Here is a 16,163-nt window from a genome sequence, read left to right on the forward strand (position 1 = left end):
TTCTGACTTACCGGACTTTTCTGACTTTTTATAATGTTATCGGGTTGCCCAAATAATAGTCAATCACCTTGCTACGAAATACTACCGCGTATTTCGCCTCGATCATATCAGTTTCAGCTTTGTTATAGTTGGTAAGCGATGTATTATAATCAAGTGAGTTAACCAACCCTACGTTATAGCGCTGTTGTACTACGTTAAAAGCCTCTTTATTGGCGTAATAAGTTTGTTGTGCCGATACGTATTGCTTTTCGGCAGCCTGCACATCCAGTACTGCCTGAGTAATGGTTTTACTTAGTGTGTTTTTAGCAAGCTGGGTACTTAGCTGCGCGTATTCATAATTCAGTTTGGCCTTTTTTACAGCGGTATGCGCGGTGAATTTATTGAATATCGGTATCTGCACACTCACACCAAACGATTCGTTAAGGTTATTGTTGAACTGGCTACCTATAGAATAAGATTTTGAATAAACCGCCGACTCATACTGCCCGATAACCGGTGTATTAGTGCCCTGTACCACACCAATTGGTGCTTGCACGGTAGTAGTACCAATAACGTTTTGCGATATACTTGAATAGTTAGTTCCTAAACCACCAAATAACGATACCGTTGGATAGTAATTTCCTTTAGCAATTTTTATGGCTTGCAGATAACCATCTTGTTGTATTTCGGCAAGTTTAATGTCGGGGTTAATGGCAAGCGCTGTTTTAATAACATCGGGCGCGGCGAAAGCGGTTTGAATATTGGTTAATTTTGATACATCAGGCCTGTCTATAGTAATCTGGGTAGCAGGGTCCATTTCCATATATTGTTTTAACGCCAGGATGGATATATCCAGTTGATTTTGCGCCGTGGTCAAATTATATTCATCAGTTGAAAGCCCGGCTTTTGCTTGTGACAGATCGGCGAGTGTTTGATTGCCCGCATCAAAGTTTTTTTGTGCGCGGTCTAACGTTATTTTGGCGATACCTATTTGCTGGTTAGCTGCAGTTACCAAATCCTGGTTAGTTAATATTTGCAGATAGGCGGTAACCACGTTTAATACCAAATCATTTTTGGTTTTTTCGGTGGTGGTTTTATCAGCATCGAGTGTGATTTTGTTAGCCAATATCTGGTTGCGCAATTGGCCACCCTGAAATACCGTTAACGATAACGATGCCTGCCCGTTAACATATAAAAACGATTGGCTTGTGTAAGAATACGTAGTTAAGTTAGGGCTGCGGCCAAAGTTATATGATGCCTGCGGGTTAACCGTTAAACTTGGCAGCAAGTTGTATTTTGATTGCTGATAATCCGCGGTACCTAGCTCCTCGTTTATTTTTGACTGTTTAATGGTGAGGTTATTCTGCAAGGTTAGGTCTATCGCTTTTTGCAGGGTAATCACCTCCTGCGCATGGGCATTAAAGCCCAATGTTGCCGCAAGCAGTATACCGAGTAGGCTTAGCCGTTTAAAATTTAATATATATAAAGTCATAAGGTTATATTTGTTGTATGTACCTGGTTAAATCACCCCGGCTGTTAAAAAAATACTATTCTTCGTTAATATGGGATGTAAAACCCGATAAACCTTGCATTTATCTCACTTTTGACGATGGACCTATCCCCATTGTTACACCCTTTGTATTAAATATTTTAAAGCAGTATAATGCCAAAGCTACTTTTTTTTGTATTGGCGACAATGTAAGCAAACACCCCGACATTTTCAATCAGGTAAAAAACGACGGCCATGCCATCGGCAACCACACCTATAACCACCTTAAAGGCTGGAAAACAGCCGATAATATCTATATAGAAAACACACTAAAAGCCAATGAACAGCTAAAAACCAATCTTTTTCGCCCGCCGTATGGACGCATCAAAAGATCGCAAATAAAGTTGTTAAAAAGTGTTAAGCCCGATATTAAAATTATTATGTGGGATGTGCTCAGCGGCGACTTCGATATTAACCTATCACCCGAAAAATGCCTGCAAAATGTTTTGAAGCATACAGAGAGTGGGTCAATAGTAGTTTTTCATGATAGTTTGAAGGCGTTTGACCGGTTGGAATATGTGTTGCCGAGGGCGATGGAGGTGTGGAGTGAGAAGGGGTTTGAGTTTGGATGTCTGACTATATTGTCTGAACCTGAATTTATAGAATAATTATAAGATGCAATTTGGTGGCGGTTACATCAATAAATGAGTAGAACAATAAATTAGTATGGTGAAGGAAAAGAAACCTAAATGCAGTTTATTTTATCGTATATTATTTTGGTTGATGATATATTGTCTGTTTACACTCACAATAGGTAGATTTTTACCGATTTACTTTCAGAACGAAAAATTTAAAGCAATTTATTACCTGGTAATTCATCTTTTGACCCTGGGCTCTATTTTCATTGTCTGTTTTAAACGTAATTATAAGCCAGAAAAAGGAATAAAATATATTCAATAGCCTCATCTTTTATTGTTGGTTTAGGTGTGTCATTAATACTTGGAGTATTTACTCTTTTCAGCTTTATGTTTCATTATAGTGACGCCACCACTATTTACATAAGCAGTAGTAACCCAAACCTTAAAATAGTTAGCCGTTTTCTTGACGAAGGGGCATTTGGCGGTGGTACAGAACCCGGGGATTATGAAACTGTTGTCTTAAGGCCAATAACACCTTTTTTAAAAATCGAAACTTCAATCGATACTACAAAAATGGATAAGGGTGAATGGATACGACAGATCTATAGGCGCTAAAATAATTTCAAAGAACATTTTATACGTTTTCACAAACGCATGTTACCGGGACATTCAAATTTCGGGAAATGAGTTGAGATAAGTGCTGACACTGTTTTGTCAGTAGTTTAATCACCCGGCCTTGCTAGCATTATGTCTGAACCATGATTTATAGGATTTATGGATTTTCTTGATTTTATCATGGCAATCCATAAATCCTATAAATCATGGTTCAGACATAATCTCCAACCTCAAATCCCCAATCGCCTATTTAGAACCTATCCAAATAGCATTTACGTATTTGGCTGACAGCATATTCCCTGCAATTTTTGTAAATTCGCCGCTCAGCGGCAGTCGCTTGGCTGTTTGTTGTGTTTGAAATATTATTTTACCTAAAAAGATCGATACCATGGCTTTTGATTTAGATATGATCAAAAAGGTTTATGATCGCTACAGCACCCGTGTGGCTGCTGCCCGTAAAGCGACCGGTAAACACCTTACTTTAACTGAAAAAATATTATACGCCCACCTTTCCGAAGGTGATGCTGAAAAGGCATTTGGTCGTGGCGTTGACTATGTTGACTTCGCACCAGACCGCGTAGCGATGCAGGATGCAACAGCGCAAATGGCACTATTGCAATTTATGCAAGCAGGCCGTCCGCAGGTTGCTGTCCCTTCAACGGTGCATTGCGATCACTTGATACAGGCTAAAGTTGGCGCTGATATTGATTTGCAGACAGCGAAAGATGTGAACCTGGAAGTTTATGATTTCCTGGCTTCTGTATCTGATAAATATGGCATCGGTTTCTGGAAACCGGGTGCGGGTATCATTCACCAGGTAGTATTAGAAAACTATGCTTTCCCGGGTGGTATGATGATCGGTACCGACTCACACACACCTAATGCAGGTGGTTTGGGTATGATAGCGATTGGTGTTGGTGGTGCTGATGCCTGCGATGTGATGGCAGGTTTGCCTTGGGAACTAAAATTCCCTAAACTGATCGGTGTAAAATTAACCGGTAAATTATCAGGCTGGACTTCGGCGAAAGACGTAATTCTTAAAGTTGCAGGTATCCTAACCGTAAAAGGTGGTACAGGCGCTATTGTTGAATATTTTGGTGAAGGTGCACGTTCATTATCTGCTACAGGTAAAGGAACCATCTGTAATATGGGTGCTGAGATCGGCGCGACTACTTCAGTTTTTGGTTACGACGAAAAAGCGGCAATTTACTTGAGCGGTACAAAACGCGGAGATATTGCTGAGTTAGCAAACGCTATTAAAGAACACTTAACCGGTGATGATGAAGTTTACGCTAACCCTGAGCAATATTTTGACCAGGTTATCGAAATAAACCTTGACGAATTAGAACCACATGTAAACGGTCCGTTTACTCCGGATTTGGCTTGGCCTATCTCAAAATTCGCTGCTGCGGTTAAAGAAAACGGCTGGCCTACTAAATTAGAGGTTGGTTTGATCGGTTCATGTACCAACTCATCATACGAAGATATTACCCGTTCGGCATCTATTGCTAAACAGGCTACCGATAAACATCTAAAAACAAAAGCAGAATTTACCATCACTCCGGGTTCGGAACTGGTACGTTATACTGTTGAGCGTGATGGTTATCTGGGCACTTTTGAGCAAATGGGTGGTGTTGTTTTGGCAAACGCTTGCGGCCCTTGTATTGGCCAGTGGGCGCGTCATACTAATGACCCAACTCGCAAAAACTCAATCATTACTTCATTCAACCGTAACTTCGCGAAACGTCAGGATGGTAACCCTAATACCCATGCGTTTGTTGCATCGCCGGAGATTGTTACCGCGTTCGCGATAGCAGGTGATTTAACATTTAACCCGTTAACTGATACGTTAACCAACGATAAAGGCGAGCAAGTTAAATTTGATGAACCGGAAGGTATTGAAATGCCGCTTAAAGGTTACGCTGTACAGGATGCAGGGTACCAGGCACCGGCAGAGGATGGTAGCGCGGTTAGCGTTATTGTTGATCCAAAATCAGCACGTTTACAATTGCTTGAACCGTTTAAAGCTTGGGAAGGCACAGACCTTACCGGCCTGAAATTGCTTATCAAAGCAAAAGGTAAATGTACAACGGATCATATCTCTATGGCTGGCCCATGGTTGAAATTCCGTGGCCACCTGGATAACATATCTAACAATATGCTTATTGGTGCTATTAACTACTTTAATAATACAGCCGATAGCGTTAAAAATGAATTAACCGGCGAATACGGTCCGGTACCTGCCACTCAGCGTGATTATAAGGCGCATGGCATTGGTACTATCGTAGTAGGCGACGAGAACTACGGTGAAGGTTCATCACGCGAGCATGCGGCTATGGAACCCCGCCATTTAGGTGTACGTGCCATACTGGTAAAATCATTTGCCCGTATCCACGAAACCAACCTTAAAAAACAAGGTATGTTAGGCATCACCTTTGCCAACAATGCCGATTACGATAAAATACAGGAAGACGATACTTTTGATATCACCGGTTTAACAACCTTTGCCCCGGGCAAACAGTTAACCGTTGTATTGCACCATAAAGATGGTTCAACAGAATCATTTGCGGTAAACCACACTTACAATACACAGCAGATAGAATGGTTTAAAGCAGGCGGCGCTTTAAATATCATCAGGAAACAAATGGCTTCTTAATAAGTTAAAAGTATAAAGTTAAAGGTTCAAAGCCTCTCCAATTTTGGGGAGGCTTTTTTGCTGGCTATAATCCCGGTATTAGGTATATCACCAACAAAGTCCCAACGGTCACAATGCCTATGGTTAAAATCAAGGCGGGCAATACCGATGGTTTGTAAGCCTGGTTCAGCAGTTGCTTTTCGGTGTTTCGGTAACTTAAGTACGAGTACATCGCCATAAAAGCACCTACCGCAACTAGTAATATCCCTATTGGGGCGGAATAGCCTTTTTCAGGTAATATATCCAGGTTCGATTTTAATACCAGCGCAATCTGCCTGACAAAAAGCGAGAATTTTACCACCACAAACCCAAAGCCCATTATGGCGATGCTGGTACGTATCCAGGCCAAAAAAGTACGCTCATTAGCCAAATGATCAGATGGGTTGGCTATGGTTTGATTTTTCTCTTCTTTCATAAAATTAAATAGTATTATCGCAATATAAATTACCAGTTACGTTTTCAAACATTTTTTAGCCTGATAAGTTATTATATTTCATTCTTTATCCTCGATAAAACCCATAAATGAGTTATACGGACTACCTTTTAAGCGATAAACAGTTATTAGAAGTTTTAGCTTTCTCCACAGATGCAACTGCTATTCATGTTACCGAAGATGCGGTTATTCAATATGCGAATGATGCCATGCTGGCTGTTTGGGGTAAGGGAAGAGACGTTTTTGGTAAATCATTGGAAGATGCCCTTCCGGAACTTAAAGGCCAGCCATTTATTGATTTGTTTAAGCAGGTATGGAATGAAGGGGTTACCATCAAAGGAACCGAAACTGCGGCCGACCTTGTTGTAGATGGTGAGCTGCAAACCTTTTATTTTAATTTTGAATATCGCGCCATAAAAAATGCTAACGACGAAACGTATTGCATTTTGCACATGGCCAAGGATGTTACCGATGTTGTTTTAGGCAGAAAACGGGAGCAGGACCTGATTGAAGAGTTAAGAACCGTTAATGAGGAGCTGCTATCAGCCAATGAAGAGATACGGGCAGCTAACGAAGAAATCCGTGCAGCCAATGAAGAAATGACAGTCGCTAACGCAGAGATTACGGCTGCTAATGAGGAGATACGTGCCGCCAATGAAGAGATCACCGCTTCAAACGAAGAATTAAGCGAGTCGCGGAAACAGCTGATGGAACTGTATCAGGACCTGGCAGAAAGTGATGCCTATTTCCGTAACATGGTTAAACAAGCGCCGGTTGGCATATGTATTATAAGAGCAAAGGACCTGTTTATTGAGGCTGTAAATACTGCTTATCTGGAATTGGTTGGTAAGCCGCGGAATGAAATTGAAGGGCGTACTATTTGGGAAGCTGTGCCAGAGGCCGCTGAAACTTATGGGCCCATAATGAATAATGTGATTATTACCGGCGAAGCTTTTATAGCAAAGGAACATGAACTGGAACTGATAAGGAACGGTGTTCCTGAAGTGGTTTTTATAGATTTTGTATACGAGCCGATGTTAAATGATAATGAGGTTCAGTCTATTATGGTTTTGGCCATCGAAGTAACGGATAAAGTGATAGCAAGGCGCAGTATAGAGGATGTAGAAGAACGTATAAGACTAGCTGTAGAAGCGGCAGAGATTGGTACTTTTGACTTAAATCTGGTAAGCGGAGAAATGCTTACCTCTGAAAGGTTTGATGCGATTTTTGGGTTCGATAAGCATGTGGATTGGGCACTGTACACCCATGCGATACATCCTGAAGACCGGGCAGGCCGGGATGCGGCACATAAGAGCGCATTGGTTAGCGGAAAGCTATTTTATGAGGGCAGAGTGATTTATGTCGACCAATCAATACACTGGATAAGGGCACATGGCAATGTGTATTATGATAAAGCGGGCAAACCGCAAAGAATTTTAGGTACACTGCTCGATATTACCCAATTTAAGCGCCTGGAGCAACAAAAGGACGACTTTATAAGCATTGCCAGCCACGAGCTTAAAACACCTATCACCAGTCTTAAGGCATCACTGCAATTGCTCGAAAAATTGAAAGATAACCCAACAGCGCCAGTGGTACCGAGACTTATTGATCAGTCGTTAAAAAGCATGCAGAAAATAAGCACCTTGGTTGAGGATCTGCTTAATGTTAGCCGTTCACAACAAAGCCATCTCACACTAAACAAAACAGAGTTTTTGATAGCGGAGTTACTTAATAACTGTTGTAATCACGTTAGGGTTGCCGGTAAATATGAACTTATATTACAAGGCGATCTGCACTTAAAAGTTAATGCAGATGAGCATGCTATTGATCAGGTAGTGGTAAACCTGGTTAATAATGCGGTGAAATACGCGCCTGATTCTTTGGTGATTACCATGAAGGTTGAAAAAACAGGTGATTCGGTAAAAGTTTCTGTAAAAGATACTGGGCCGGGTATCGATCCGGAAAAACTCCCTTTTTTGTTTGATCGTTATTACCAGGCGCAATCAGCGGGGTTTAATAATTCAGGCTTGGGTTTAGGTCTGTATATTAGCGCCGAGATCATCCGCAAACATGGCGGCCAAATTGGGGTTGACAGCACCTTAGGCCAGGGAAGTACGTTCTGGTTTACCTTGCCATTAAATAGCTAACAAATACTGGTTTATTAATTAATACAAACTAAAGCAAGGCTTAGGGCGTTATTGTTATTTACCCCGAAAATGAAAACATCTGAAACGCCAACGGCAAACCACAAACAATCTATCATCAAATTATTATTCTTCGGCATTTGTTTTTGCTGTTTGGCATTACCCAGCTATGCAACAGGCTTTAAATTCAAAATAAAAAATACCGCTAAAACCAATGTCGCGGTTTTTTATCGTATCAATAAAAAATCCGGCGGGTTTAAGCTGAAAGCATTATTAAACCTTAAACCGGGCGAAGAAAAAATCAAAGATATTTCGGTTGATAAAGGCGATACGATTGCTTTTTATGGGCAGGACGCGGAAGATGAAACTTCGGTTTTGGTGAAAAAGGATTTCACCATATTATCTCAAAACAAAAAAACGGTATACTATATACCGATCATAATCCCCGAAAAACAGGCATCAAATTTTGAGTCGCTCGAAGATTTAAGCGTTAAGCTGGAACATAACAAAGTGCTTAATTTTTTATTGAAGATGGATTCAAGTTCAATGAGCAGCTTATCCATGATCGAGAATAATTTTCAAAACGTTTATCCGCTGGGGACTTTCATTTTTGTAGATACCAAAACCAACCGGCTTTTGTTGCCACCTTTAGAACCATCATTCTGGAATAACAGCGAAGATTACCTCACCATTCAGGATAGTTTATATGCCATGGTTGATAAAGATAAGCGGGGAATGGCTAATGCGCAGGTAGCTTATTTTGTTGCCAAAATGTTCGATTCGCTGCATGTAAATAATACCGCTGAGCTTGAATTTAAGGGTAAACTTTCGCTCATCCGGTGGAAACCAACGGCAAGTGCTGATATATACCAGATTTTTAACGATAAAGCAGTAGACGACTTTTTACAGAATTGCTATGCCCAGATAGACAACCCGGATGTAGAATATCAACGCTATCGGTTGTATTTTCTGTCATCCTATGAACGGATCGATGATCTGGAGATATATGGCCGACAGTATTATAATTTCGGTAATGAAGCCGACCTGTCGTTAAGCACGCCCGCACAGGTTATTAGTACCAGTTTGGGCGTAATGTATGCCAAAAGCAAAACGCTTAGTAATTATTATTCGATACAAGGCGCTGTTTTGCGAACGAAAGCGTATGATTTAACGTCGCTGTTGTTTAATGGCTTCAAAAACAATGTGAAAAATAAGATAATTGCTGAAACCTACGCCAATCAGCACAAAATTACTGATGCCATTGTTGATGAGTATAAAAGCCTGGTAGCCTATAACCCCGACCCGGTAAGGCTTAGCTTGCAGGCCATCGATCCGAAAGATGCGACACCATCGCTCGTACCTATTGAAACTACTATAAATAATTTATCGCCTTATAGTTATATGGCGCCTGATACTTCAAAACAGGCTTCGGCCACGGCCAGCAATTATAAAATTGATACGTATAATAATAAAGTGAAATTCTTTAACTCGCACCTAAAGGAGATCAATACCCTGTTAAAGCAACTGGATCAAACCAATATCGATCTGGATAAAATATCACAAACCAATACTGACAGAAGCTTTAGCAGCACAGTAAAATCTCCGGGATTGTTAAACGAGATTGAGGTAAACAGCCAAATTGTGCGGAAAGAATAATGTTGTTTGGATAAAGGTTTTTAAACCAGTATATTAGCTTTATAAACCTAATATCATGCGTAAACCTTCGGCCACACTATTATTTGTTTTTAGTATTTGGGCATTGCTTACAGCTATAAGTACAATACCTAAGTTTTTTCACTCACTTGCTACCTATAAAGGCAATAGTGGTTATATGACAAATTATATGTCGGGATATACAGCGGGTGAGGCTACCAGGATTATTTTACTTTTTGTATTGGCTGTGCTGATATCCGGCAAGGCTAAGAAAGCAGGAAAGCAAATTATTGTTGCTTAGTTAAGTTAAGGGAATACCTAAAAAAGATCATGTGTTTTAAACCATTGCCCAAATTGGTATCCGTGGTAAGCCATAAATACAACGCTCGCTAGTATAACGATAGCAGATAAAGTAAGTTTAAGTTTCTTGTTCATAGTTGCTTAGGTTTATTCCCTAAATGTATTAATTATATTGAATGTTGTTTATGAATGACATTAAATAATACGTGGTATCCGATATTTGAGGGTATAAAATGTAATTTTGTACCTGCGGCAATGGGAGGCATTGCTTTTTGGAACGATTGATATGCAATTTTCACTTTTAAAGAGCCAGGGATCTGGTAATGATTTTTTCCTGATCGATATCAGGCATTATAATGGCACTGTAACGGATGCCATGAAAAAACAGCTTGCAATACACTTATGTAACCGGAACTCTGATTTTGGGGCCGATGGTATACTCTACGTGGATAACAGTGCGGTTGGTGATGGTAAGATGGTAATATTTAATGCTGATGGCTCTGAAGCTGAGATGTGTGGCAATGGGATAAGAATTGTGGCCCGCTATGTATCGGAGTTATTGGAAAAACCGCAGGTTATTATTGAAAATAAAACAGGCATCCCTTACCCGCTTAATTTGGTTGAAGATTTCTATCCGGAGCTTACCGCTTTTGAATTAGCATTCCCTAAAGCGAATTTTGATTCGGGTAATTTCCTTATTCAAAATAACAGTACTGAGTTAATAAACGGTTTGATCCCCGAATTATCATCAACCATAAAATTCACGGCATTATCATTACCCAACCCGCATATTGTTGCTTTTGTGGATGATATTGTAGAGGAGGATTTGCGTACGCTGGGCGAAAAAGCTAACTCATCACCGCAAATATTACCGAATGGTGTTAATGTTAATTTCGGGAAAATAATAAGTGATAATAGTATATACGTTGCTACCTACGAACGCGGGGTTGGGCTAACTTACTCATGCGGAACAGGGATGTTCGCGACCACGCTATCTGCCGTGAACGGTGGCCATGTTAAAAAAGGTGAATGGATTACCTTATTTAATAAGGGTGGTTATACCAAATGTTTGGTAAATGATGATTTGAGTGGCAGGATGATAGGTAATGCCTCATATATATATGCCGCAGATATTGATTTCGATTTTGAAAATAATAATATTATTTCCTCAGTTAATAGCGGCGATTATAGCCATGAAACAGGTGCTTATGAAAAGCTTTTAGCACATGTAAATCAGCTAAGTTAAAAATGCTGTTACTAAGCAAAAATATTAATTCAAAATAGCTATATTTATAGCTTCAAATAGCGGGCATTCCTGCCTGCTTATTGTGATAAGGTTTAGGTTTAAGCCTCCAAGCAGCGAGTGCGAGGAGGCTTTATTTTTTTATATAAAATAAGTCGTATTCATAAATCTTGATCCTCGAAACCTGGCAGATGGTTTGTCCTGTATAATTTGCATTAGTATTCTTCTCGGGCATAATTATTTTTGATAATAAGCATCAGTTATGGATTCATATTCGGGCACATGTGAATAAAATACACTATGAATTAATATATTATTAGTATTAATCTCAGATACAGTATCTGCTGTAACAAAACCACCGGGTGTAACAAGTGTGCTTTGAGTATTTAAAGTGAATTTACCATTACCTATAGCAGTGTAATGGGTGGTATCAATACTTTGAGGATTTATATAAACACCCTGAGGTGTATAATAATATCTTAAGGTAGATATTTCACAAGTACCTCTGCCGTTAAACTGCGCATAATCCAGCTTAGTAAATGAGCTCAGATAAGTCGTATCATGTGTTACTTTGCTGCTATCTAAAGTATACGTCCTTAACTTTACTTCCTGCCATTTACCGGTTAATGCATAGCTGTTGCCTGTGTTTGATTTTTTGCAACTAACCATACATAATAATATGCCGCTTATTATAAGTAGTAAGATTTTATGTTTCATTCCTGAAAATTTAAGTTTACATATAGATAGTACGAAACAAATAGTAGAAGCGCTACAGGGTAATGTATTTATTTCAATAATACCCTTGTCATTCTGAGCGGCAGCGAAGAATGACAAGGGGGAATAATAAAATGTCATTGCTGTAAGGAGCAACGCAATCTCATGTAGGCGGATCAGTCTTGCCTGTTTTCTTTGTACAGCATAGAGATTGCTCGTACCTCGCAATGACGATAAAGTTGTAGCGATTGCTATGTAAGTCGGGTATTGCCATGTCGTTCTTACAGCAATGGCATGGTTTTAACCGGTTCTTGATCCAGGCTTTGGGTGTAATAACCTTAAAGGGATCTTATCAAACTGAAAGGTATTGTATACATCCCCGTTTCATTTTGATAATTCAACTCCTGCAAAAATTATAATACAAGTGCCGTTTTAGTAATTGAATTGTTAAGTTTCGGGTGATTATACATCTGCGAAAGCAATTTTTTGGAATTTGAAATATTTGGCATGTATTTAGCGTATTGATATTAAATATATATATTCAATAATTTAATACTAAAGCAATGTCAACCTTTTACCTGGTGTTTGAGATATGTGCGCTACTGACAGTTATAGTACTACCACTAGCCGGCCCAAAAAACACTAAAGCCAAAAAAACTGCTGCTGAAAAAAGCAACTTATATGTAAACGAAGATGGTTTACTGGAATATTTAAGAACAAATAAAGATGATCACCATCATGTTCTGTAAGTTATTTTAAAATCATTATGATTTTAAGCCCGTCAAATTTTGATGGGCTTTCTATTTATAACTTAATTGATTTGCCGGGTTTCTGTTAACACAACGGTATAAATCCCCCTTGATATAAATCAACAAAGCAAATACCAATAATAAAGTTTAGGAAAATACAAGTACAGAAAAACGAACGCCGGAATAAACTTCTGGCGTTCGTTTTTTATATATAAGGAATCTTGTTTAAAAGATTACCAACGGCTGCCGCCACCACCACCGCCGCCTCTGCTGTCTTTAGAGTAGCCACCGCCGCCACCGCCACGGTTTCCGCCGCCGCCGTAACCACCGCCGCCGCCACGGTTTCCACCGCCGCCGCCGAAGCTTTTGCGATCATTAGGTTTTCTTTCTTCAGCCTGGCTTACAGCTATAGTTCTGCCACCAACTTCGCTGCCATTTAAAGCTGTAATAGCTTGTTGTGCACCTTCATCATCAGGCATTTCTACAAATCCGAAACCTTTGCTTCTGCCAGTTTCTCTGTCATTAATTAACTTAACGGAGCTTACTTCGCCATACGCTTCAAAAAGTTCTTTTAAATCAGCTTCCTCTAACTTAAAAGGAAGGCTTCCTACAAATATGTTCATCAATCTTTAATTTAAACGGCAAAATTATTCTGCCCTGTATTTTGTTTATACACCAAATATAATAAAGTTGTTTTATTATTAGCCTAATATGCAATTAATGTTCGTTTTATTTTATTTATACTAAAAAAATAATTGCTAAAAGGATATAATCGTTATCAACCGCCCGGATTATTTTCTTTCTCCAGCTCTTTTTGCTGTTGTTTCAAGGCCCGTTTCTCCTGCCTTATCTCTTTTTTTGTCTTTCCGGCCGTGTCAATCTGTATGCCGTTGCCATAGTCAACCACTGTTGAATGCTTATTATTCTTAATAACCTTTTTGTTCTCGGTAGTATCTTTCTTTCCAAATAAGCGCTGGAAGAAGGTTAATTTCTTTTCAGGCTCTATTACCGGCACAGCGCCGTTATCATCATCATCGTTCTGCTGCATCAGGCTATCAACCTTGGCGGTATCAATATTGGCAACGCCTCTGCGCAGGCTTTCTTTAAGTAGCACATTATAAAAACCATAGGCATTGCTATCACGCTGGGCTTTACCATGCCCTGCCATTAAATTACCAATCAAATTAAAGTAACCGTGCAGGCCGGGCCGTAATGTGCCATCAGGCTGAAAGGCGTATAAACCAGCTTTAGGGTTGGGCAAAATGCTCGCTAAAAATATGCTTTCGCCCAACGTAAGCTGCGATGGTGTTTTGCCAAAATAATAGCGGGCTGCCGGGCCAATGCCGTAAATGTGATAACCAAACTCCACAATATTAAAGTAAACCTCCAGCATGCGGTCCTTGCTCATTAGGTTATTGTTCTCTATCATCCACACAATTAAAATTTCTTCAACTTTACGGGCCAGGTTTTTATTGCGATCAAGAAAAGTATTCCTGATCAGCTGCATGGATATGGTACTGCCACCACGACTAAATTTTTTCTTTTTAAAATCGGTAGCGATAGACTTACGGATTGATTCCTCCACAAACCCATTATTGGTATAAAATGATGGATCCTCCGAAGTCATTACCGCGTTACGGGTGTCTGCGGGGATGTCACTCAGTGGCGTAAAATCAGGGTTTTGCGGGCCTACCATAAAAGGTGGCGGTTGCGATTTTACTTCGTACGGTTGTTGTAAAAATGGGCGGTTAAGCTTGGTTAAATCCGTTTTGCCGAATTTTAGGATCTTAAAATTCTGCTTATTCAATTGCGAGCTGAACTGTACATCATCAGGGGCTGCAGTGTTCAGGTAAAAATTCAGGCTGTAATTCACTTTGCCCGCAACCTGTATGCCCTGGAATGTTTCAAACAATCCGGTAGGGAAGGAGTTGAAAAGATCTTGCGCGTTTACCCACCCGGTATTAAGCTTGAGCTCATATATCTTAACAGGGCTAAGGGTGTATTTTATGTAGGGATTGGCAGTAATATTTTTTAGATGGATAACTGATGAGCTATCCAACGACACATAATTCGGCCCAACAAATACGTTGGCATCAATTGATGCCGAGGGTACAATAATGTCATTCTCACATAATCGTGGGTTATTAACCAGTAAATTGCTTACCGACCACGAGCCGTAGATCTGTGTTTCACCTCCCTCGCGCTTAACTTTGATTAATTGGGTGCTAATGGTATCAAAACTGAATTTTGTTTTAAACTTGTTTTCCAAAACGGGCAGCTCAATCTTTTTGCCATCAGCATAAAGTTTAACATTAATTTCTTTATCTGATGGGTGCATTTTACCCACAAAATGCCAGGTTGCCACGCCTCCATCAACAATAATGTTTGAGGTTAAATTACCATTTTGAATGCTGGCTGTAGTGGTTAGCATTTTTATGGTGCTACTATCACCCTTAAAAGTTATCAGGAAGTTTTTTAGGTCGAGATTGTCCGGGATTTTATATAAGAACTGATTAACCAGGTTGTTGGCCAAATCGGCAAGGTTGGTTTTTGAAGTAGTAGCGGTAGTGTCTTTTTTCCTTTTGAACAGGAAATCAAAGTTCTTAACCTTATTGCTGTCTATGAGGTTAAGGTGTCCGTTTTCAAGCGCGACGTCAGATAATTTAACCTCGCCCAAAATAAGCGGCATCAGTTTTACGGTGATGGATAGCTTGTCTATCTTCAATAAGCTATCGCGCCCATCGGGCACTATGGTGATATTGGAGAAAGCTACCGTACTAAGCCCAGTAAAGCTGGCTGAACCTATTTTTATATCGAGGTTATAATCTGTTTTTGCTTTTAATTCAGCTTTGGCAAGCTCCTTTTCCAGTATGGCTTCGCGCTTGGTATAAGCGATATAACCACCAATTAAAATCACAATAACTAATAAAACTATAACAATACCGGCAATACGTATATATTTAGGCTTGAGGCGCTGCATCTATAAAAATTTATCCAAAACTAAACTAAATCTTATAGGAGACAAACGTGGAGATTGGGAAAATGTTTCTCTGGTTATTGATGAATAATGCATTATTGCATCTAACGGGCTTCAGTTTGTAATTGAAGTACACAGATAAAGTCAGTCTGTGACTGGCAATACCAACAGGCGTATTAAAAGAAAGTTATAAACCTTCCTGATTTGTTAGGCTTCAGTCGCAGACTGAAGCCAGTGGTGGTAATTTAAAATTGGGTTAAAATTGTACTTTTTAGGATAAAAAAGCCTAAAAAACTGCTTATTTTGACTCTTTTTTGATCTAAAAACGCACTTTTTCCCCTGAAAACGACACTGAAAATGATGTAAAAGTCGTCTTTTTATATACAAAAACGCTGTTTTTTGAGACAAAAGTGTACCAAATGTACCACCTGTTCCAGTTGTACCGCGGTACAGTGTAATGAGTTGATGGTATCAGCTTGCGATTGAATGTCCTCATTTTATCATTCACATGACACTAATCCCCCGTGTTTT

The 16,163-nt window shown here is 39.7% G+C and carries 14 protein-coding genes; 8 read left to right on the forward strand and 6 right to left on the reverse strand.

What is annotated here, in order from left to right; genetic code table 11:
* Window positions 1–28: 28 nt before the first annotated feature.
* A complete protein-coding gene (locus tag GSQ74_RS05510; RefSeq protein ID WP_158990886.1) occupies window positions 29–1,471 on the reverse strand; it encodes a TolC family protein in 1,443 nt (480 codons plus the stop codon).
* A 17-nt stretch (window positions 1,472–1,488) separates the two neighbouring features.
* On the opposite strand from GSQ74_RS05510, the gene GSQ74_RS05515 reads away from it, so the two are divergent.
* Together GSQ74_RS05515 and GSQ74_RS05520 are read left to right on the forward strand one after the other, a co-directional pair.
* Window positions 1,489–2,136: a polysaccharide deacetylase family protein gene (locus GSQ74_RS05515; RefSeq protein ID WP_158990888.1), complete on the forward strand. Its 648-nt coding sequence runs from the start codon at window positions 1,489–1,491 to the stop codon at window positions 2,134–2,136.
* Between the two features lie 357 nt (window positions 2,137–2,493).
* Window positions 2,494–2,721 carry a hypothetical protein gene (locus GSQ74_RS05520; RefSeq protein WP_158990890.1) on the forward strand — a complete coding sequence of 76 codons (228 nt, stop codon included), beginning with the start codon at window positions 2,494–2,496 and terminating at the stop codon, window positions 2,719–2,721.
* A gap of 246 nt (window positions 2,722–2,967) precedes the next feature.
* Here the strand turns inward: GSQ74_RS05520 and GSQ74_RS05525 are convergent, their stop codons facing one another.
* Window positions 2,968–3,111, reverse strand: a complete 144-nt coding sequence (locus tag GSQ74_RS05525; RefSeq protein ID WP_158990892.1) for a hypothetical protein — start codon at window positions 3,109–3,111, stop codon at window positions 2,968–2,970.
* Here GSQ74_RS05525 and GSQ74_RS05530 point away from each other — a divergent pair.
* The gene (locus tag GSQ74_RS05530; protein ID WP_158990894.1) at window positions 3,110–5,377 is read left to right on the forward strand and encodes an aconitate hydratase; all 2,268 of its coding nucleotides are present in this window, start codon (window positions 3,110–3,112) and stop codon (window positions 5,375–5,377) included. The genes GSQ74_RS05525 and GSQ74_RS05530 overlap by 2 nt on opposite strands.
* Before the next feature lie 64 nt (window positions 5,378–5,441).
* Here the strand turns inward: GSQ74_RS05530 and GSQ74_RS05535 are convergent, their stop codons facing one another.
* Window positions 5,442–5,831, reverse strand: a complete 390-nt coding sequence (locus GSQ74_RS05535) for a YidH family protein (RefSeq protein ID WP_158990896.1) — start codon at window positions 5,829–5,831, stop codon at window positions 5,442–5,444.
* 107 nt (window positions 5,832–5,938) lie between these two features.
* On the opposite strand from GSQ74_RS05535, the gene GSQ74_RS05540 reads away from it, so the two are divergent.
* The 4 genes from GSQ74_RS05540 (at window position 5,939) to dapF (ending at window position 11,195) form a co-directional block, all read left to right on the forward strand.
* On the forward strand, window positions 5,939–7,999 hold the full coding sequence (locus GSQ74_RS05540) for an ATP-binding protein (protein ID WP_158990898.1): 2,061 nt from the start codon (window positions 5,939–5,941) through the stop codon (window positions 7,997–7,999).
* A gap of 69 nt (window positions 8,000–8,068) precedes the next feature.
* Window positions 8,069–9,652: a hypothetical protein gene (locus GSQ74_RS05545; RefSeq protein WP_158990900.1), complete on the forward strand. Its 1,584-nt coding sequence runs from the start codon at window positions 8,069–8,071 to the stop codon at window positions 9,650–9,652.
* A 55-nt stretch (window positions 9,653–9,707) separates the two neighbouring features.
* Complete coding sequence (locus GSQ74_RS05550) at window positions 9,708–9,950, forward strand: hypothetical protein (RefSeq protein ID WP_158990902.1); 243 nt, start codon at window positions 9,708–9,710, stop codon at window positions 9,948–9,950.
* A gap of 285 nt (window positions 9,951–10,235) precedes the next feature.
* Entirely contained in the window at window positions 10,236–11,195 is a 960-nt protein-coding gene (dapF, locus tag GSQ74_RS05555) for a diaminopimelate epimerase (protein WP_158990904.1), read from the forward strand.
* Window positions 11,196–11,429: 234 nt separating this feature from the next.
* Here the strand turns inward: dapF and GSQ74_RS05560 are convergent, their stop codons facing one another.
* Complete coding sequence (locus tag GSQ74_RS05560; protein WP_158990906.1) at window positions 11,430–11,909, reverse strand: hypothetical protein; 480 nt, start codon at window positions 11,907–11,909, stop codon at window positions 11,430–11,432.
* Window positions 11,910–12,469: 560 nt separating this feature from the next.
* On the opposite strand from GSQ74_RS05560, the gene GSQ74_RS05565 reads away from it, so the two are divergent.
* Complete coding sequence (locus tag GSQ74_RS05565) at window positions 12,470–12,655, forward strand: hypothetical protein (RefSeq protein WP_158990908.1); 186 nt, start codon at window positions 12,470–12,472, stop codon at window positions 12,653–12,655.
* Window positions 12,656–12,888: 233 nt separating this feature from the next.
* On the opposite strand, the gene GSQ74_RS05570 is transcribed toward GSQ74_RS05565, so the two are convergent.
* Window positions 12,889–13,278, reverse strand: a complete 390-nt coding sequence (locus tag GSQ74_RS05570) for an RNA-binding protein (protein ID WP_158990910.1) — start codon at window positions 13,276–13,278, stop codon at window positions 12,889–12,891.
* Window positions 13,279–13,433: 155 nt separating this feature from the next.
* Window positions 13,434–15,635 carry a transglycosylase domain-containing protein gene (locus GSQ74_RS05575; protein WP_158990912.1) on the reverse strand — a complete coding sequence of 734 codons (2,202 nt, stop codon included), beginning with the start codon at window positions 15,633–15,635 and terminating at the stop codon, window positions 13,434–13,436.
* Window positions 15,636–16,163: the final 528 nt, after the last annotated feature.

The organism is Mucilaginibacter sp. L196 (assembly GCF_009765905.1).
In the GTDB taxonomy this organism is placed as follows: Bacteria; Bacteroidota; Bacteroidia; order Sphingobacteriales; family Sphingobacteriaceae; genus Mucilaginibacter.